Below are 18,451 nucleotides of genomic sequence, written 5' to 3'. Positions count from 1 at the left end.
CGCCTTGTCCTACGTCGCGGGCGCGGTCCAGATCGGCGCCGTCATGGCCGGGGCGCCGCTGGTGGTCGGGCTGACCCGGCAGGTGCGCGCCCGCTGGGAAGGCCGCGCCGGTGCCGGCATCCTGCAGCCGTGGCGTGACATCGCCAAACAGCTTGGCAAACAACAGATCACCCCGCGCGGGACGACGGTGGTGTTCGCGGCCGCACCCGCGATCGTCGCCGGAACCACACTGCTGATCGCCGCGATCGCACCGCTGGTCGCCACCGGATCACCGCTGGACTCCAGCGCCGACCTGTTCGCAGTGGTCGGGCTGCTGTTCGTCGGCACCGTCGCGCTGACCCTGGCCGGCATCGACACCGGCACCTCGTTCGGCGGCATGGGTGCCAGCCGTGAGATCACCATCGCCGCACTCGTCGAACCCACCATCTTGCTCGCCGTCTTCGCCCTGTCCATGCCGGCGGGTTCGGCGAATCTCGGTGCGCTGGTTGCGCATACGATCACCCACCCGGGTCAGGTGGTGTCGCTGGCGGCGGTGCTGGCGTTCGCCGCGCTGGTGATCGTGATCGTCGCCGAGACCGGACGGCTGCCGGTGGACAACCCGGCCACTCATCTCGAGCTGACGATGGTTCACGAGGCCATGATCCTCGAATACGCCGGTCCACGCCTGGCCCTGGTGGAGTGGGCCGCCGGGATGCGACTCACCGTGCTCCTGGCACTGCTGGCAAACCTGTTCGCACCGTGGGGCATTGCCGGAGGGCGGCCCGGAACCGTTGACATCGTCGTCGGGTTCGCGGCGGTGGCGCTCAAGGTCGCGGTGCTGGCGGGGCTGTTGGCCACCGTCGAGGTGTTCGTCGCCAAGCTCCGGCTCTTCCGGGTGCCCGAGCTGCTGGCCGGATCGTTCCTCTTGGCGTTGCTCGCGGTCATCGCCGCCAACTTCTTCGTGGTGCCGACATGACGTACGGCACGTTTTCGGTACTGGTCGACCTCGCCGCCGGCGGGCTGCTGCTGGCCGCGGTGCTGATCGTCTGGCGCCACGACCTCGACGCCATCATCCGGCTGCTGGCGTGGCAGGGCGTCGCGCTGGCGGCCATCCCGATCCTGCGCGGGGCGTACGACGGCGACGGCGCGCTCGTCGGCGTCGGTGTGGCCGTGCTGGTCCTACGGGTCGGGGTGCTCCCGCGGCTGCTGGCCCGCGCGGGCGGCACCGAATCGCGGTCGCGCCGGGAGGCCACCCCACTGGTCAACACCGCCACGTCGCTGCTCATCACCGCCGCGCTGACGTTGGCCGCGTTCGCCGCCACCGGCCCCCTGGTGAACCTGCAGCCCGCCGCCACGACCACGGCGGTGCCGGCCGCGACCGCGGTCGTGCTCATCGCCCTGTTCGTCATGGTCACGCGGCGGCACGCGGTGTCGCAGGCGGCGGGATTCCTCATGCTGGACAACGGAATCGCCGCCACCGCGTTCCTGCTCACCGCCGGGGTGCCGCTGATCGTCGAACTCGGGGCCTCACTGGACGTGTTGTTCGCGGTCATCGTGATCGGCGTACTCACGGGGCGCCTGTCCCACGCTTTCGGCGGCGCCGACCTGGACGCGCTGCAGGAGCTGCACGACTGATGACCGCCTTACTGCTCGCCGCGATCCTCGCCCCGGTCGGGGCCTCGCTCGCCGTCCTGGTCGCCGGATGGCGCCGCGCGACCGCGACGCTGATCGCGTTCTCCGCGGTGACGGTGCTCGCATGCGGCGCGGCGCTCGCCTTCGGGGTGGGGTCCGGCACCCGGTTCGCGTTGAACGGACTGCTGCGGCTCGACGCGCTCACCGCCACGATGCTGATCGTCATCGGAGTCGTTGCCACACTGGCCACCTGGGCCAGCATCGGCTACCTCGACGCCGAACTCGCGCACGGCCACACCGATTTGCGCGGTGCCCGGTTGTACGGGGCCCTGACGGCGGGCTTTCTGGCCGCGATGGTGATCGCGGTGTGCGCCAACAACATCGGCGTGATCTGGATCGCGATCGAAGCGACCACGGTGATCACCGCCTTCCTGGTCGGGCACCGCCGCACCCGTGGCGCACTCGAGGCGACCTGGAAGTACGTCGTGATCTGTTCGGTCGGCATCGCCATCGCCTTTCTCGGCACCGTGCTGCTGTACTACGCCGCCGAGCATGCCGGCGCGCCCGCCGCAGCCGCCCTGAACCTCGACGTGCTGGCGGCGCACGCCGGCGGGCTCGATCCCGACATCGCCCGACTGGCCGGCGGGCTGCTGCTCGTCGGCTACGGCGCCAAGGCCGGGTTGTTCCCGTTCCACACCTGGTTGGCCGACGCCCACAGCCAGGCCCCTGCGCCGGTTTCGGCGCTGATGAGCGGGGTGCTGCTGTCGGTGGCCTTCTCGGTGCTGATTCGCCTCAAGCCGGTCATCGGCGCCGCCACCGGGCCCACCTTCATGCGGTCCGGTCTGCTGGCGATCGGGCTGGCGACGCTGGTGATCGCCGCCCTGATGCTGACGGTGACACCGGACATCAAACGCATGCTGGCCTACTCGTCCATGGAGAACATGGGCCTGATCGCGATCGCCGCGGCGGCCGGAACCACGCTGGCCATCGCCGCGCTGCTGCTGCACGTCCTCGCGCACGGGATCGGCAAGACGGTGCTCTTCCTGGCCAGCGGGCAGCTGCAGGCCGCTCACGACTCGACCGCGATCGCCGACATCGGCGCCGTGCTGCGGCGGTCCCGCCTCGTCGGTGCGGCGCTGGCCGTCGGCGTGGTCGTGCTGCTCGGCCTGCCGCCGTTCGCGATGTTCGCCAGTGAATTGGGCATCGTCCGTTCCCTCGCCGACGCCCGGCTCACCTGGGCCCTCGCCGTGGGCATGCTGTTGGTCGCGGTTGCGTTCGCCGCGCTGGCCCGCAACGCGGGCCGCATCCTGCTGGGCGCCCCCGCCGCCGCGCCCGAGATCGCGGTCCCGCGAACGGTGGCGGCCGCCCTCGTCGTCGGGATCGCCGCGTCGATCGCCCTCGGTGTGACCGCCGGCCCGCTCACCGACCTGTTCGCCACCGCGGCCGGTGAGGTCGGGGGAGCGCGGTGAGGTCGCAATGGCAGCGCCGCCGGTTGTCGCAGGATGGGGTGGCGGAGGCGGCTGAAGACCTGCTGGGCCAGGGTTTTCGGTTGGGCCTGGTGGCCGCCCACGACGACGACGCGGCCTTTCGGGTCGTGTACCTGTTCCTGGCCGGCGGCCCGGATCGGCGCGTCGAGCTGGAATGCGTCGTGCCCAAGGGCGCTGCGGCGATTCGATCGCTGGCCTACCTGTCGTTTCCCGCCAGCCGCTTCGAGCGAGAAATGGCCGACCTGTATGGAATCCGGTGCATCGGGCATCCCAAAGCGCGCCGACTGGTGCGGCACGCCCACTGGCCCGAAGACTGGTATCCCATGCGCGGCGACGCGCCGCCCGCCCCCGAATTCGATGGCGCGGGCCGGTTTCCGTTCGTCACCGTCGAAGGGCCCGGGGTATACGAGATCCCGGTGGGTCCGGTGCACGCCGGGTTGATCGAGCCGGGGCATTTCCGGTTCTCGGTCGCGGGTGAAACCGTGTTGCGGCTCAAGGCGCGGCTGTGGTTCGTCCACCGGGGTGTGGAGAAGCTGTTCGAGGGCCGGCCGCCCGGCGGCGCGGTCGATCTGGCCGAGCGCGTCAGTGGGGACACCTCCGTCGGGCACGCGCTCGCCCACTGCCTGGCCATCGAGGACGCGATCGGGGTGGAGCTTTCCGACGAGGTACACCGGCTGCGGGCGCTGCTGGTCGAACTCGAGCGGCTCTACAACCACGCCGCCGACTTGGGCGCGCTGGCCAACGACGTCGGTTTTTCGCTCGCGCACGCGCACGCGCAACGCATCCGCGAAGAGTTGTTGCGACTCAACGCCGCCGTCACCGGGCATCGGCTGCTGCGCGGCGCCGTCCGCCCGGGCGCGGTCGCGCTTCGGGCCCTGCCGGAGGTCGCCGCGCTGCGGCGCATCGCCGCCGACGTCGCCGAGGTCGCGGAGCTCACACTCGGCAACTCCGTGGTCTATGACCGGTTCGCCGGGACCGCCGTCCTGCACCAAGACGACGCGCACGCCCTGGGGTGCCTGGGCTACGTCGCGCGGGCCAGCGGCATGCGCACGGACGCCCGGATCGAACATCCCACCGTCGCACTGCCCGTCGCCGAGATCGGCGCCGCCGCGGGCGACGTGCTGGCCCGCTACACCGTGCGGCGCGACGAATTCGCGGCCTCCGCCGAGCTGGCCTGCCAACTGGTCGAATCACACAGCGGCCCAACAGAATACGCCGAAGATTTGCCGGCGCGCCAAGGGTCCCGCAGCGGCATAGGCATCGTCGAAGGCTGGCGCGGGACCATCGTGCACCGGGTAGAGACCGGCGCCGCCGGTCGGATCAGCCGCGCGAAGATCGTCGATCCGTCGTGGTTCAACTGGCCGGCACTGCCCGTCGCGATGGCCGACACGATCGTCCCGGACTTTCCACTCGCCAACAAGAGCTTCAACCAGTCCTACGCCGGCAACGATCTGTGACGCGCCGCCGCTAGGCTTCGCCCGGCAACGCGAAACGGCCGTCGACCGTCCTGGTCACCAGGCCGTCGGCCAGTAGCGAATCCAGCGCCCGGTCCCGCTGGGCCGCATCGGTCAACCAGGCCACATCGAGCTCCGCGCGGGTGACCGGGAAGTCGTTGGCGCGCAACACGTCCAGCAACCTGCCGCGGACCTGACGGTCGGTTCCGGCGTAGGTCTGCACCCGCCGAGCGGGCCCCTGCGCGGGGGAAAAGCCCGCGTCGCGCCACGCGCACCGGGCAAGGGGGCACAATCCGCACCGCGGCGCCCGCGCGGTGCACACCGTCGCGCCGAGTTCCATCAGGGCGACCGAAAACCGCGGCGCCGTCTCGTCGGCGGGCAGCAGCGCCGACACGTCGGCCATGTCACGCGCCGCCGACACCGAACCGCCGTCGGCCAGCCCGCGCACGGCGCGGGCGACCACCCGGCGCACGTTGGTGTCCACCACCGGAACCGGTTGCCGGTAGGCGAAACACGCGATCGCGCGCGCGGTGTAGCTGCCGACGCCGGGCAGCCTCAGCAGGGTTTCGACGTCGTCGGGAACCACGTCGTCGTGCTCGCGCGCGATGACGATCGCGCATTCGTGCAGGCGCTTGGCCCGCCTCGGGTAACCCAGCTTGCCCCAGGCCCGCAGCACATCGGCGGCGCTGGCCGCAGCGGTGGCCGACGGGGTGGGCCACCGCAGCACCCAGTCCGACCAGATCGGCAGCACCCGCGACACCGGCGTCTGCTGCAGCATGAATTCGCTGACCAGGATCTGCCATGCGCTGACACCGGGCTCCCGCCACGGCAGGTCGCGGCGGGATCGTTCGTACCACTCGAGCAACTCTTCGGCCGAAATATTTGGCCGTGCGTTTACCGGCGGATGCGGCATGATGTCAGCCATGCCTAACACCAGCCCGGTAACCGCGTGGAAAGCACTCAAAGAGGGTAACGAGCGATTCGTCGCCGGGAAGCCGCAGCATCCCAGCCAGAGTGTCGAACACCGGGCCAGCCTGGCCGGCGGCCAGAAGCCCACCGCGGTGGTGTTCGGCTGCGCGGACAGCCGGGTGGCGGCCGAACTGATCTTCGACCAGGGTCTGGGCGACATGTTCGTGGTGCGCACCGCCGGACAGGCCATCGACTCGGCGGTGCTCGGCTCCATCGAGTTCGCGGTGACGGTGCTCGATGTGCCGCTCATCGTGGTCCTGGGCCATGACAGCTGCGGCGCCGTCAAGGCCGCGCTGGCGGCCATCAACGAGGGTTCGATTCCGGGCGGATTCGTGCGAGACGTGGTGGAGCGGGTCGCGCCCTCGATACTGATGGGCCGCCGTGACGGCCTGAGTCGCGTCGACGAGTTCGAGGAGCGACACGTGCGCGAGACGGTCGCCCAGCTCATGTCGCGTTCGACCGCGATCGCCGAGCGGGTGGCCGCGGGCACCCTGGGCGTCGCCGGCGCCACCTACCACCTCGCCGACGGCCGGGCGGCGCTGGTCGACCACGTCGGCGACATCGGCGAATAGCGGCCGGCTGACGCCCGTACCGGGCGGTCACTAACACGGCGGTCAGCCAGCAAACCCCGCGACACGCCGAGGCGGGTCAGGCAACTCGACGTGACCTGGGCCTACGCTGCAAACGTGCTGGATCTGGAACCGCGTGGCCCGCTACCTACCGAGATCTATTGGCGGCGCCGAGGCCTGGCCGTGGGCGTCGCGGTCGTCGTCGTCGGGATCGTGGTCGCCGCGGTCATCGCCTTCATGGGACACAACTCGGGCGCCAAGCCCGCCAGTGTGGACAAACCCAATTCCGCCCAGGGCAAGCCCGGTTCGCCCGCGCCGCAGGCGCCTCCGCCGGTGGCGCCCGGGGAGCAGCCCAACCCCGGGGTGCCACAGCAGGGCCAGAACCCGGAGATGCCCACCCCGACCGCCGCGGTGCAGCCGCCGCCGGTGCTGAAAGAGGGCGACGACTGCCCCGACTCGACGCTGGCCGTCAAGGGCCTGACCAACGCGCCCCAATACTTCATCGGTGATCAGCCGAAGTTCACCATGGTCGTCACCAACATCGGCCTGGTGTCCTGCAAGCGTGACGTGGGGGCCGCGGTGCTGGCGGCCTACGTGTACTCGCTGGACAACAAGCGGCTGTGGTCGAACCTGGACTGCGCGCCGTCCAACGAGACGCTGATCAAGACCTTCACCCCGGGCGAGCAGGTGACGACCGCGGTGACATGGACCGGAATGGGGTCGGCGCCGCACTGCCCGCTGCCGCGGCCGGCGATCGGCCCGGGCACCTACAACCTCGTCGTGCAGCTGGGCAACCTGCGTTCGCAGCCGGTCCCGTTCATCATGAACCAGCCGCCACCGCCGCCGGGCCCCGTGCCCGGCCCCGGTCAGCCGGCCGCCGCGCCGCCGCCGGAGGCGCCGCCGGTCGCACCGATCCCGGCCGGCTAGCTGAGCGGGTCGGCGATAGTCGACTCCGCGAGCTGCGACAACCCCTCCCGCACGTGGCGGGCCCACATCGCGCCGATGCCCTCGACCGACTGCAGGTCGCCGGCGCTGGCCGCCAGCAAACCCTGCAACGTCCCGAACGACCGGACCAGTAGGTCGGAGTGGGCGAACTGCAGCCGCGGGATGCTGGCCAGCGCTCGATAGCCGCGCGGGCTGACCGCCGAGTCCTGCGCCTCCGCCGTCGTCGGATAGCCGAAAACCTTTGCCAGGGCGGTCAGTTCGAGCAGGTCGGTATCCGAAAGGGCGTCCAGCTCGTCGAGGGTCGCGGTCATTTGCGCTTTGGACAGCGGCTCGGGACTGGCGTGATAGTCGCGCACGGTCAGTTCGCGCGCGATGTCGTTGCCGCCCAGCAACTCGTCGAGCTGCAGCCGCAGCTGGCGCCCGTCGGTGCCCAGCTCGACGACGTCGTAGTCGATCACCAGGCCGATCCGCCGGACCAGCTCGAGCCGCTGCACCACCGTCATCACGTCGCGCAGCGTGACGAAGTCCTCGATCTCGGCCAGCGACAGTTGCCTGCTGACCTCGTCGAGCCGGGTCTTGTAGCGCTCCAGGGTCGCGATGGCCTGGTTGGCCCGCGACAGGATGGTCGCGGAATCCGCCACCACGTGGCGCTCCCCACCCACGTAGACCGTCACGATGTTCATCGAGTGGCTCACCGAGATCACCGGGTAACCGGTCTGGATCGCCGCGCGTTCAGCGGAGCGGTGCCGCGTCCCCGATTCGTCGGTGGGTATCGAAGGATCCGGCACCAGCTGCACGTTGGCCCGCACGATGCGGCTGCCGTCGGTGGACAGGATGACGGCGCCATCCATCTTCGCCAGCTCGCGCAGCCGGGTCGGCGCGTACCGGACGTCCAAGGCGAAGCCGCCGTCACAGATCGCCTCGACGTTTTCGTCGTTGCCGAGGACGATCAGGGCCCCGGTGCGGCCGCGCAGGATGCGCTCCAGGCCGTCTCGCAGCCCGGTGCCCGGAGCCAGGCGGGCGACGGTCTCACGCAGTGTCGGACGGGTCACAGCGTGTCATTGTGCGGCCCCGGCACGTTATGCGTCCAGCCGCTGTGCGGCTCGGCGATGGCTTTCATGTGTTGCAGCGCCGCCACGATGGTCGGTGCCCGGAGGGCCCGCATCCCGCCGGGCACTATCTCGCGGCGCGGGTCGTCGCCGTCCGGGATGAGCGCGATGCTGAATCCCTGGCGCGCGGCCTCGCCCAGCCGCCGCTCCATCCCGCTGACCCGCCGTAGGTCGCCCGCCAGCCCCACCTCGCCGATCATCACCGCCGTCGTCGGCAGCGGCAGGCCGGAGTATGCCGAGGCGAGCGCCATCGCGACGGCCAGGTCCGAGGAGGGATCGGTCAACCGCATCCCGCCCACGGTGGACAGGTAGATGTCGCTGGCCCCGACGGCCAGCCTGCCGTGCTTCTCCAGCACGGCGCCGATCATCGCGGCGCGGGAGTGGTCGATGCCGCTGACGGCGCGGCGCGGCGAGCCGCCCCCGGGTGTCGCCAGCAGCGCCTGGACCTCGCCGATGAGTGGGCGCTTGCCGTCCAGCGTCACGGTGATCGCGGTCCCGGCCACCGGAGCCGGCCGCTGGTCCAGGAAAAGGTTCGACGGGTCGGACACGTCCTCGATGCCGTTGTCGTGGAGCATGAAACAGCCGACCTCGTCGGCGGCGCCGAACCGGTTCTTGATCCCGCGGACCATTCGCAGCGACCCGTTGCGGTCCCCCTCGAAGTGCAGCACCACGTCGACCAGGTGCTCGAGGGAGCGGGGTCCGGCGATGGCGCCGTCCTTGGTGACGTGGCCGACCAGGATCAGCGCGACGCCGTTGGCCTTAGCGGCCGCGGTCAGCGCCGCGGTGACCGCCCGCACCTGGGTGACCCCGCCCGCCACGCCGTCGGCCTCGGTCGTGGACATGGTCTGCACCGAGTCGACGATCACCAGGGCCGGCCGCACCGTCGCGATGTGGTCCAGCACCGTGTGCACGTCGGATTCGGCGGCCAGGTAGACCTCGTCGGCGCCGCAGCCGATCCGGTCCGCGCGCAGCCGGATCTGGCCGGCGGACTCCTCACCGGAGATGTACAGCGCGCGCCGGCCCGACATCGCCCAGCGATGGGCCACCTTGAGCAGCAGCGTCGACTTTCCCACGCCGGGATCGCCCGCCAGCAGCGTGACCGAACCGGGGACCACCCCGCCCCCGAGCACCCGGTCGAGCTCTCCGACGCCGGTCGAGCGGTGCTGGCTCGCGTTGGGTTCGACGGACGTGATGGGGACCGCTCGCGAGGCGGAAGCCGAAGCGGGCCCCGCGCGCCGGCCGCCGACCGCGCTGAGCACCGGTACCTCGTCGACGGTGCCCCAGGTGCCGCACTCCATGCAGCGGCCCACCCACTTGGCGGTGAGGTGCTGGCATTCGGAGCAGCGGTATTGCGAGCGCGGATTTGCCACGCCATGACGGTATCGAGGCGGTACGACAAATCTCCGCTATGACAGGCGGTTACGCCCGGCTAGCTTTGCGGCGGCGGGGCCAGCCCGGCCGAAACCGGCACCAGCACGCTGGCCTGGCCGGCCTTTTCGAACGTGAAGGTGAAGTTGTAGAGCAGGCCGTTGCTGATCGGCTTGGCGAGCATGACCGTCGCCTTGGCCGAATTGTTCGAGCCCATCGGCCCGGGCGGCACCTTCTGGCCCTCCGGGGTACCGATGAACAGCATGCCGCCGGCGGGCAGTCGACCGTCTCCGCTCAGCGTCACCGTTCCGACGTCGCTGGTGATGCTCACCAGCCTGTCCGGCGTGTCCGGCGATTGGTTGATGGCCACCAGCAACAGGTCCACCGCGCGCCCCGGCTGAAGGAAGTCGCCGGTCTGCGCCGCCTGCATGCGGATGTTGCGCAGGGCCACGTTGTTGAACGTGACCTTGTTGCCGTTGATGGCGGGCTCCTGGACGGCCATCTGGGACACCTGACCGGCCCCGCAACCGCTGAGCAGGACGGAGACCACCGCGATGAGGCCGACCAGCGCGGCCCGGACGGTCGGCGCGGGCAGGCGACGGGGGAGGCTCATCTCGAAGCGGTTCACTCAACGCCTCCTGCTAGGCCGGTTCGACTGATGCAACTATGCACAGTAGTAGGAAGGTTTCGCGCGCGGTAGCGCGGGGCGTACGACCAGCCCGGAAGCCCCCGCCGGGGGGCGCCCCGGAGCCGCGAGGGGGGCGCTCTCCGGGCCGGGTGAGCGCGTTGGTAATGTGCGTCACTGCACGTTCTGCTCCCCCTGTCAACCCCTAATCTGCGCGTGTTGTGCCCCTGACCTGCATCGTTGCTCCGCGCGCGATTGGGCGGCCGTGTTAGGATGAAGTAACGAAAGGGGCTCGAATCAGATGATCTTCAAGGTCGGCGACACCGTTGTTTACCCACATCACGGTGCTGCGTTAGTCGAGGCGATTGAAACCCGCACCATCAAAGGGGAACAAAAGGAATATCTCGTCTTGAAGGTTGCGCAGGGAGACCTGACCGTTCGAGTCCCGGCGGACAATGCCGAGTACGTCGGCGTCCGCGATGTCGTCGGGCAGGAAGGCCTCGACAAGGTGTTCCAGGTGTTGCGGGCTCCGCACACCGAAGAGCCGACCAACTGGTCGCGCCGCTACAAGGCCAACCTGGAAAAGCTGGCCTCCGGCGATGTCAACAAGGTGGCCGAGGTGGTGCGCGACCTGTGGCGTCGCGACCAGGAACGCGGCCTGTCGGCCGGCGAGAAGCGCATGCTGGCCAAGGCGCGCCAGATTCTGGTCGGCGAATTGGCGCTCGCCGAGAGCACCGACGACGCCAAGGCGGAAACCATCCTCGACGAGGTGCTGGCCGCCGCTTCCTGAAGGCCCTGAGGCTTCGGTGGTCACGGGGACGGTCTCCTCGGGCACGGTCGTCGCAGTGGTCCCGGCCGCGGGGTCGGGGGAGCGACTGGGCGCCGGCATCCCGAAGGCATTCTGCGAAGTAGACGGCCGCACCCTGCTGGACCGCGCCGTCGCCGGTCTGCTGGAATCCGGAGTCGTCGACCACGTCGTGGTCGCGGTCCCCGCGGATCGCGTCGATGAGGCCAAGCGGGCCCTGGGCGAGCGGGCGACCGTCGTCGCCGGAGGGGCCGACCGCACCACATCGGTGAGTCTGGCGCTGGCGGCCGTTGCCGGTGAGCCCGAGTTCGTGCTGGTGCACGACGCCGCCCGCGCCCTGACACCCCCCGCGCTGATCGCGCGCGTGGTGGACGCGCTGCGGGCCGGGAACGACGCCGTGGTGCCCGCGCTGCCGCTGCATGACACCATCAAGGCCGTGGACGCCAACGGCGTGGTCCTGGGCACGCCCGAGCGGGCGGGCCTGCGCGCCGTGCAGACGCCGCAGGGCTTCGCCCATGACCTGCTGCTGCGGGCGTACCAGCGCGCCGGCACCGCCGATTTCACCGACGACGCATCGCTCGTCGAGCACGTCGGTGGCCAGGTCCAGGTGGTCGACGGCGACCCGCTGGCGTTCAAGATCACCACCCAGCTCGACCTGGTCCTGGCCGAAGCGATCGTGCGCCGGTGAGCGAGCCGCCTCCGCCGCCAAGGGTCGGCCTGGGCGTCGACGTCCACCCGATCGAATCCGGGCGGCCCTGCTGGCTGGTGGGTCTGCTGTTTCCCGACGCCGACGGCTGCGCCGGTCACTCCGACGGCGACGTGGGGGCGCACGCGCTGTGTGACGCGCTGTTGTCGGCCGCGGGCCTGGGCGACATCGGCGGCGTCTTCGGGGTCGACGATCCGCGCTGGAGGGGCGTCAGCGGCGCCGACATGCTGCGCCACGTCGTCGACCTGGTGGCGCGGGCCGGTTTTCGCGTCGGCAACGCCGCGGTGCAGCTGATCGGCAACCAGCCGAGGGTCGGCCCGCGCCGTGCCGAGGCCCAGGGCGTGCTCTCGGACCTGCTCGGGGCACCGGTGTCGGTGTCGGCCACGACGACCGACGGGCTGGGCCTGACCGGTCGCGGCGAGGGCCGCGCCGCCATCGCCACCGCGTTGGTCGTCCCCGCCGGCTAAGGCGCGCGCAGCGCCGGGCAACTCCGAACCAACCGGTAAGCTGGCACGTCGTGACCGATCGCGCCCGCTTGCGGCTACACGACACGGCGGCAGGCGCCGTCCGTGATTTCGTTCCGCTGCGCGAGGGGCACGTGTCGATCTATCTGTGTGGCGCCACCGTTCAGGGCCTGCCGCACATCGGCCACGTCCGCAGCGGTGTCGCCTTCGACATCCTGCGCCGCTGGCTGATGGCGCGCGGCTGCGACGTCGCGTTCATCCGCAACGTCACCGACATCGACGACAAGATCCTGAACAAGGCCGCCGCGGCCGACCGGCCGTGGTGGGAGTGGGCGGCCACCTACGAGCGCGCGTTCAGCGCCGCCTACGACGCCCTGGACGTCTTGCCGCCGTCGGCCGAGCCGCGCGCCACCGGGCACATCACCCAGATGGTCGAGTTGATGGAACGCCTGATCGAAACCGGCCACGCGTACCCGGCGGGCGGCGACGTGTACTTCGACGTGCTCAGTTACCCCGAGTACGGCCAGCTGTCCGGTCACAAGATCGACGACGTCCACCAGGGCGAGGGCGTGGCCACCTGCAAGCGCGACCAGCGCGACTTCACGCTGTGGAAGGCCGCCAAGCCCGGCGAGCCGTCGTGGCCCACCCCGTGGGGCCGCGGACGCCCGGGCTGGCACCTCGAATGCTCGGCGATGGCGCGCACCTATCTGGGGCCGGAGTTCGACATCCATTGCGGCGGGATGGACTTGGTGTTCCCGCACCACGAGAACGAGATCGCGCAGAGCCGCGCCGCCGGCGACGGATTCGCCCGGTACTGGCTGCACAACGGCTGGGTCACCATGGGCGGCGAGAAGATGAGCAAGTCGCTGGGCAACGTGCTGGCCATACCGGCGATGTTGCAGCGGGTGCGGCCGGCGGAGCTGCGCTACTACCTGGGCAGCGCCCACTACCGTTCGATGCTGGAGTTCTCCGACGCCGCCCTGCAGGACGCGGTGAAAGCCTATGTGGGCGTTGAGGATTTCCTGCATCGCGTCCGCGTCCGCGTCGGTGCCGTCGAGCCCGGCGAATGGACTCCGCGGTTCGCCGCGGCGCTCGACGACGACTTGGCGGTCCCGGCCGCGCTGGCCGAGGTGCACCACGCCCGGGCCGAGGGCAACCGGGCCCTCGACACCGGCGATCACGACGGCGCGCTGCGGCACGCGCGCGCGATCCGCGCCATGATGGGCATCCTCGGCTGCGACCCGCTCGACGAGCGCTGGGAGACCCGCGACGAGACCTCGGCGGCGCTGGCGGCGGTCGAGGTGCTGGTGCGGGCAGAACTGGAGAACCGGGAAAAGGCGCGCGAGCAACGCAATTGGGCGCTCGCCGACGAGATCCGGGACCGGCTGAAGATCGCCGGCATCGAGGTCACCGACACCGCCGACGGGCCGCAGTGGTCACTGCAGGCCGGTGACGACAAGTAGATGGCCGGCAATTCGAAGCGCCGCGGGGCCGTGCGCAAAGCGGGCTCCAAGAAGGGGGCCACCGTGGGTTCGGGCGGCCAGCGCCGCCGCGGGCTGGAGGGGCGCGGTCCGACGCCGCCGGCGCACCTGCGTCCCAACCACCCCGCCGCCAAGCGCGCCCAGTCCCCGTCGCGGCGGCCCACCAAGCGGGCCACCGACGAGACGGAAACGGTGCTCGGGCGCAACCCGGTGCTGGAGTGCCTGCGCGCCGGCGTTCCGGCGACCGCGCTCTACGTGGCCCTGGGCACCGAGGCCGACGAACGGGTAACCGAATGCGTTGCCCGCGCGGCGGATTCGGGGATCTCGATCCTCGAGGTGCCACGCGCCGACCTGGACCGGATGACCGCCAACCACCTGCATCAGGGCATCGCGTTGCAGGTGCCGCCGTATAACTACGCCCACCCCGACGACCTGCTGACCGCGGCGCTCGGTTCGCCGCCCGCGCTGTTGGTCGCGTTGGACAACATCTCCGATCCCCGCAACCTGGGGGCGATCGTGCGTTCGGTCGCGGCCTTCGGCGGCCACGGTGTCCTGATCCCGCAGCGGCGCTCGGCGTCGGTGACGGCGGTGGCCTGGCGCACCAGCGCCGGGGCCGCGGCCCGCCTCCCGGTGGCCAGGGCCACCAATCTCACCAGGACGCTGAAGGATTGGGCCGACCGGGGGATCAGGGTGATCGGCCTGGACGCCGACGGTGACACCGTGGTCGACGACATCGACGGCGCCGACCCACTGGTGGTGGTTGTCGGATCGGAAGGCAAGGGGTTGTCGCGCCTGGTGCGGCAGAACTGCGACGAGGTGGTGTCCATCCCGATGGCGGGGCACGCCGAATCGCTGAACGCCTCGGTGGCCGCCGGCGTGGTGCTCGCCGAAATCGCCCGCCAGCGCAGGGGTTAACTGCGGTGCGTCGCCGGCTCGCGCGTTTCGGCGCCGCGCTGGCCCTCCTTGTTGCGCTTGCGCCCCCGGCCGGCGCCAGGACGCCCGAATTCGACCTGCAGGCTCACCGCGGGGGGCGCGGCGAGACCACCGAGGAGTCGTTGCGGGCGTTCGCGAAATCCATCGAATTGGGCGTCGACACACTCGAACTCGACATCAACATCACCAGAGACGGGCAACCGCTGGTGTGGCACGACCCGACGATCGACGCGGAGAAATGCGCCGACACCGCGCCCGCGTTCGCCGGCGATCCGCAGTATCCCTACGTGGGCAAGTTGGTGCACGAGCTCACCCTGGCACAAATCCGCACCCTCGACTGCGGACGGCGCCTGGCCGAATTCCCCGATGCCGAAGTGGTGCGGGGCAACAAGATAGCCATCCTGCCGGAGGTGTTCGCCCTCGCCGATTCCTACCGTGCCGCCGTGCGCTACAACATCGAGACGAAGGTGGCGGCCGACATGCCCGGCACGTCGGCCGACCCGCAGCAGTTCGTCGACGTGATCCTGGCGGCGGTCAGGTCGGCCGGCAAGGTCGACCGGGTGGAGATCCAGAGCTTCGACTGGCGGACCCTGCCGATGGTGCGCCGGGACGAGCCCTCGATTCCGTTGGTGGCGTTGTACAACGAGGACACCTGGGTACCGGGATCGCCGTGGCTGGCCGGTGAAGACCCCGCCCTGATCGGCGACCCGATGATCGGGGCGAAATCGGCGGGCGCGGACATCGTCTCGCCCCGCTACCAGCTGGTCACCGGCGCGCCCTATGTCGACCACGCGCATTCGTTGGGACTCAAGGTAATCCCGTGGACGGTCGACGACGTGGCCGCCATGCGCGAACAGATCGCCGACGGCGTCGACGGCATCATCACCGACTACCCGACCCTGCTGCGGGGCGTCCTGGCGCAGCTCGGCATGCCGCTGCCGCCGGCCTACCACCGCGGTTAGGCGCCGAGCAGGCGCGCCGACGCCCACAGCGCGACCACCGCGACCACCAGCGACAGGGGCACGGTGCACAGCCCGAGTCGGGTGTATTCCCCGACCCCGGCATCGACGTCGTGCTGGCGAAGCACGCGCCGCCACAACAGGTTCGACAGCGAACCGACGTAGGTCAGGTTCGGTCCGATGTTCACCCCGAGCAGGACGGCCAGGACGGCGACCGGTCCGCTCGGCGCGACCAGCGGCAGCAGCACCAGGGTGGCGGGCAGGTTGTTCACGACGTTGGCCAGCACCGCGGCCACCGCGGCGATGGCGAGCAGCGCGGGCAGTGCCGAACCGGACGGCAGCACCGCCGACATCGCCCTGTCCACGCCGCCGAGCATGACGGCCCGCACGACGACGCCCAGCGCGAGCACGAACACCAGGAACGACACGTGCGCCGACCGCGCGATGTCGGCCACCGAGGTGTTTCCCCGGTTCAGGCTGCGAACGGCCAGCGCGGCGGCACCGGCGAGCGCCACCCAGGCCGGGGCCACCCCGATGGACTGGGCCACCGCGAACCCGGCCAGCGTCAGCCCCACCACCACCAGCACGAACACCGGGGGCCGCGGCGCCGGCCCGGGTTCCTCCGGGTGCGGCTGCACCCGCAGGTCACCGGCGAAGAACCAGCGGAATACCGCATACAGCGTGACCACCGCGCCCACCCACGGCAAGGCCATCAACAGGGTGAACCGTGTGAACGAGAGGCCGGCGGTGTGAAACGCCAGCAGGTTGGTCAGGTTCGACACCGGCAGCAGCAGGGAGGCGCCGTTGGCCAAATGCGCGGTGGCATAGGCGTACGGCCGCACCGGGGTTCGCAGCCGGCGGACGGCGGCCAGCACCACCGGGGTCAGCAACACCACCGCGGTGTCCAGGCTCAGCACGGCGGTGATCAGGGAGGCGATGACGAACACCCGCCGAAGCAGGCCACCCGAGCCGACGCGGCCGCGCGCGATCGCCGCACCGGCCGCCTCGAACAGGCCCTCGTCGTCGCACAGCTTGGCCAGCACCAGCACCGCGCCCAGGAACCCGACCACGCCCGACAGCCCGGCCACCTCGTCGGCCGCCTGGCGCACCGATATCGCGCCGACCGCGATCAGGATGAACGCCGCGGGAATCGCCGCCACCGCCTCCGGCAGACCCCTCGGACGCACGACGGCGAAGGCCAGGACGGCAGCGAGCAGCACCAGGGCGAGGGTTAGGGTCAAGGTTTCTGAGACCGCTTCACGCCCAGGGGTTCTCGCGCCGCCACACCGTCGGAAGGTGCAGCGCGACACCGTCGGCAGCGGCCAACTCGTCGAGGCGGCGGATGGACACGTCCAAGTCGTCGCCCGCGTAGGGCAGGGCGCGCAGCGGTTTTGACAGCGGCCGGAAGAAGTCGTCCCAGTGAATGAGGATCACCCGGCGCGCCCCGACCGCGCGCACGGTCTGGGCCCAGTAGTCGGTCACGTACGAGCTGGGCTGCAGCCCCAGCTGCCCGACCGACAGATAGACCGCATCGGCGCGCCGGCCGGCGAGCGCGCCCTCGACGAAACCGGCGCTGCCCTGGATCAGCAGGCGCTGTCCCGTCGGCCGGTGGTGCACCAGCGTCGACCAGGCCTCCCCGCAGCGGTAGGCGGACGCCCTGACCGGCGGGGTCAGCGGCGCGTCGATCGTGCCGGGAAACCGGTCCGGGGGGCAGTGATGCGACTCCACCAGCGTCACGTCGTAGGGGCCCAACGTGATCGGCTCGCCGCCGACGGCGACCACGAGGCGGTCCTCGGGCAGCCCGTGCCCGCGTCCGACGTTGGCCGCCGAGCGGCCGCCGACCAGCCGGGCGCCGGTGCGGTCGGCGACCAGCGCGGAATCCAGCGCGTGGTCGATATGGGTGTGCACCGCAATCACGGCCTCCAGCCGGGACACCTTAGCCCGGGCCAGGCAGCCGTCCACGCGGGCCGGCGACGGCGCCACCCGGCCGGCGGCCACCCGCGCCAGGCTCGGCCGGGAGAAGTAGCCGTCGGTCAGCAGGGCCGAGGACCCGTCGTCGACGAGCAGCGTCGCCACACCCATCCACGTCACCGACGGCGACCCGGGCTCGGCGGCGGGCGCGTCGAACCGATCCGCGTACCGTCCGATGTCGGGCCGGCCGAGTTTCAGCCGCATCAGCCGAACGCCCCGATCTCGACGCCGGCCGCCTCGAGCCGGTCGCGGACCGCGGTGGCGATCTGCACCGCGTCGGGTGAATCACCGTGCACGCAAACGGATTCCACGCGAACGGCGATCGACGTGCCGTCGACGGCACCGACCCGGCCCGAGGTCACCATGCCCACCACCCGCTCGGCGATCGCCGCCGGGTCGTGCAGCACCGCACCGGGTTCGCGGCGAGACACCAACTGGCCGTCCGCCCGGTAGGCACGGTCGGCGAAGGCCTCGGCCACCGTGCGCAGGCCCCGGCGCGCGGCCTCGTCGAAAAACACCGAGCCCGCCATGCCCAGCACCGGCAGCGCCGGGTCCACCATCCGGACCGCTTCGGCCACCGCGGCCGCCTGATCGCGGTGGGTCACGATCGTGTTGTACAGCGCGCCATGGGGTTTGACGTAGGACACCGCGGAACCCGACGCGCGCGCGATCGCCTGCAGCGCGCCGATCTGATACGCCACGTCGGCGGCGAGGTCGTCGGCGGCGACGTCGATGAATCGCCTGCCGAACCCGGCCAGGTCGCGATAGCTCACCTGCGCGCCGATCCGCACGCCGCGCTCGGCGGCCGACCGGCAGACCCGCAGCAGGCCGGCGGGATCCCCGGCGTGGAATCCGCACGCCACGTTGGCGCTGGTGACGATCCCCAGCATCGCGTCGTCATCCCCGAGGCGCCAGACGCCGAAGCCCTCGCCCAGGTCGGCGTTGAGGTCGATACGGGCCACCCGCCCAGCTTATGGGGCGACGCCAGCGCCATC

Annotated in this window: 19 protein-coding genes; 12 read left to right on the top strand and 7 right to left on the bottom strand. The window is 71.1% G+C overall.

Translation table 11 applies throughout. The annotated features are described in order from the left end of the window. The first annotated feature begins 4 nt into the window (after window positions 1-4). The 4 genes from G6N37_RS17360 to G6N37_RS17345 are packed head-to-tail and all read left to right on the top strand — an operon-like array spanning window position 5 to window position 4,555. Complete coding sequence (locus G6N37_RS17360; RefSeq protein ID WP_163685147.1) at window positions 5-955, top strand: respiratory chain complex I subunit 1 family protein; 951 nt, start codon at window positions 5-7, stop codon at window positions 953-955. Then, window positions 952-1,614 (top strand): hypothetical protein, encoded by a 663-nt coding sequence (locus G6N37_RS17355; RefSeq protein WP_163682260.1) that lies wholly within the window; start codon window positions 952-954, stop codon window positions 1,612-1,614. The genes G6N37_RS17360 and G6N37_RS17355 overlap by 4 nt, the downstream gene beginning before the upstream one ends. Next, window positions 1,614-3,080 carry a proton-conducting transporter transmembrane domain-containing protein gene (locus tag G6N37_RS17350; RefSeq protein WP_163682258.1) on the top strand — a complete coding sequence of 489 codons (1,467 nt, stop codon included), beginning with the start codon at window positions 1,614-1,616 and terminating at the stop codon, window positions 3,078-3,080. The genes G6N37_RS17355 and G6N37_RS17350 overlap by 1 nt, the downstream gene beginning before the upstream one ends. After that, window positions 3,077-4,555: a hydrogenase large subunit gene (locus G6N37_RS17345; RefSeq protein WP_163682256.1), complete on the top strand. Its 1,479-nt coding sequence runs from the start codon at window positions 3,077-3,079 to the stop codon at window positions 4,553-4,555. The genes G6N37_RS17350 and G6N37_RS17345 overlap by 4 nt, the downstream gene beginning before the upstream one ends. 10 nt (window positions 4,556-4,565) lie before the next feature. On the opposite strand, the gene G6N37_RS17340 is transcribed toward G6N37_RS17345, so the two are convergent. Further along, window positions 4,566-5,477: an A/G-specific adenine glycosylase gene (locus G6N37_RS17340; RefSeq protein ID WP_163682254.1), complete on the bottom strand. Its 912-nt coding sequence runs from the start codon at window positions 5,475-5,477 to the stop codon at window positions 4,566-4,568. Here G6N37_RS17340 and G6N37_RS17335 point away from each other — a divergent pair. Together G6N37_RS17335 and G6N37_RS17330 are read left to right on the top strand one after the other, a co-directional pair. Further along, window positions 5,476-6,093 (top strand): carbonic anhydrase, encoded by a 618-nt coding sequence (locus G6N37_RS17335; protein ID WP_163682252.1) that lies wholly within the window; start codon window positions 5,476-5,478, stop codon window positions 6,091-6,093. The genes G6N37_RS17340 and G6N37_RS17335 overlap by 2 nt on opposite strands. A 114-nt stretch (window positions 6,094-6,207) precedes the next feature. After that, window positions 6,208-7,017, top strand: a complete 810-nt coding sequence (locus G6N37_RS17330) for a hypothetical protein (protein WP_163682251.1) — start codon at window positions 6,208-6,210, stop codon at window positions 7,015-7,017. On the opposite strand, the gene disA is transcribed toward G6N37_RS17330, so the two are convergent. From disA to G6N37_RS17315, 3 genes are read right to left on the bottom strand one after another with little or no spacing between them, the layout of a single operon-like run. Beyond that, on the bottom strand, window positions 7,014-8,087 hold the full coding sequence (gene disA, locus G6N37_RS17325; RefSeq protein ID WP_083174465.1) for a DNA integrity scanning diadenylate cyclase DisA: 1,074 nt from the start codon (window positions 8,085-8,087) through the stop codon (window positions 7,014-7,016). The two genes, G6N37_RS17330 and disA, sit on opposite strands and share 4 nt — an antisense overlap. Then, on the bottom strand, window positions 8,084-9,514 hold the full coding sequence (gene radA, locus G6N37_RS17320) for a DNA repair protein RadA (RefSeq protein WP_163682249.1): 1,431 nt from the start codon (window positions 9,512-9,514) through the stop codon (window positions 8,084-8,086). Before radA ends, disA begins: the two co-directional genes overlap by 4 nt. A gap of 59 nt (window positions 9,515-9,573) precedes the next feature. Next, on the bottom strand, window positions 9,574-10,140 hold the full coding sequence (locus tag G6N37_RS17315; RefSeq protein ID WP_163682247.1) for a hypothetical protein: 567 nt from the start codon (window positions 10,138-10,140) through the stop codon (window positions 9,574-9,576). A 298-nt stretch (window positions 10,141-10,438) separates the two neighbouring features. On the opposite strand from G6N37_RS17315, the gene carD reads away from it, so the two are divergent. The 6 genes from carD to G6N37_RS17285 are packed head-to-tail and all read left to right on the top strand — an operon-like array spanning window position 10,439 to window position 15,488. Further along, entirely contained in the window at window positions 10,439-10,927 is a 489-nt protein-coding gene (gene carD / locus G6N37_RS17310) for an RNA polymerase-binding transcription factor CarD (protein WP_007166539.1), read from the top strand. A 16-nt stretch (window positions 10,928-10,943) separates the two neighbouring features. Beyond that, complete coding sequence (ispD, locus tag G6N37_RS17305) at window positions 10,944-11,630, top strand: 2-C-methyl-D-erythritol 4-phosphate cytidylyltransferase (protein ID WP_163682245.1); 687 nt, start codon at window positions 10,944-10,946, stop codon at window positions 11,628-11,630. Further along, window positions 11,627-12,115 (top strand): 2-C-methyl-D-erythritol 2,4-cyclodiphosphate synthase, encoded by a 489-nt coding sequence (ispF, locus tag G6N37_RS17300; protein ID WP_163682243.1) that lies wholly within the window; start codon window positions 11,627-11,629, stop codon window positions 12,113-12,115. The genes ispD and ispF overlap by 4 nt, the downstream gene beginning before the upstream one ends. Before the next feature lie 50 nt (window positions 12,116-12,165). Beyond that, window positions 12,166-13,575 (top strand): cysteine--tRNA ligase, encoded by a 1,410-nt coding sequence (gene cysS / locus G6N37_RS17295; RefSeq protein ID WP_163682241.1) that lies wholly within the window; start codon window positions 12,166-12,168, stop codon window positions 13,573-13,575. Beyond that, window positions 13,576-14,508, top strand: coding sequence for a 23S rRNA (guanosine(2251)-2'-O)-methyltransferase RlmB (gene rlmB, locus G6N37_RS17290; RefSeq protein WP_163682240.1), 933 nt, complete (start codon window positions 13,576-13,578; stop codon window positions 14,506-14,508). Between the two features lie 5 nt (window positions 14,509-14,513). After that, window positions 14,514-15,488, top strand: coding sequence for a glycerophosphodiester phosphodiesterase (locus tag G6N37_RS17285; RefSeq protein WP_372514696.1), 975 nt, complete (start codon window positions 14,514-14,516; stop codon window positions 15,486-15,488). Here G6N37_RS17285 and G6N37_RS17280 read toward each other — a convergent pair. The 3 genes from G6N37_RS17280 to G6N37_RS17270 are packed head-to-tail and all read right to left on the bottom strand — an operon-like array spanning window position 15,485 to window position 18,418. Further along, a complete protein-coding gene (locus tag G6N37_RS17280) occupies window positions 15,485-16,726 on the bottom strand; it encodes an SLC13 family permease (RefSeq protein WP_163682238.1) in 1,242 nt (413 codons plus the stop codon). The genes G6N37_RS17285 and G6N37_RS17280 overlap by 4 nt on opposite strands. 16 nt (window positions 16,727-16,742) lie before the next feature. Further along, the gene (locus G6N37_RS17275; protein ID WP_163682236.1) at window positions 16,743-17,660 is read right to left on the bottom strand and encodes an MBL fold metallo-hydrolase; all 918 of its coding nucleotides are present in this window, start codon (window positions 17,658-17,660) and stop codon (window positions 16,743-16,745) included. Beyond that, window positions 17,660-18,418, bottom strand: a complete 759-nt coding sequence (locus G6N37_RS17270) for a LamB/YcsF family protein (RefSeq protein ID WP_163682234.1) — start codon at window positions 18,416-18,418, stop codon at window positions 17,660-17,662. Before G6N37_RS17270 ends, G6N37_RS17275 begins: the two co-directional genes overlap by 1 nt. Window positions 18,419-18,451 lie beyond the last annotated feature (33 nt).

This window comes from Mycobacterium seoulense (assembly GCF_010731595.1).
Taxonomy (GTDB): Bacteria; Actinomycetota; Actinomycetes; order Mycobacteriales; family Mycobacteriaceae; genus Mycobacterium; species Mycobacterium seoulense.
Note: the sequence above shows the minus strand (reverse complement) of the source record. Positions and strands in the feature narration are given on the sequence as shown.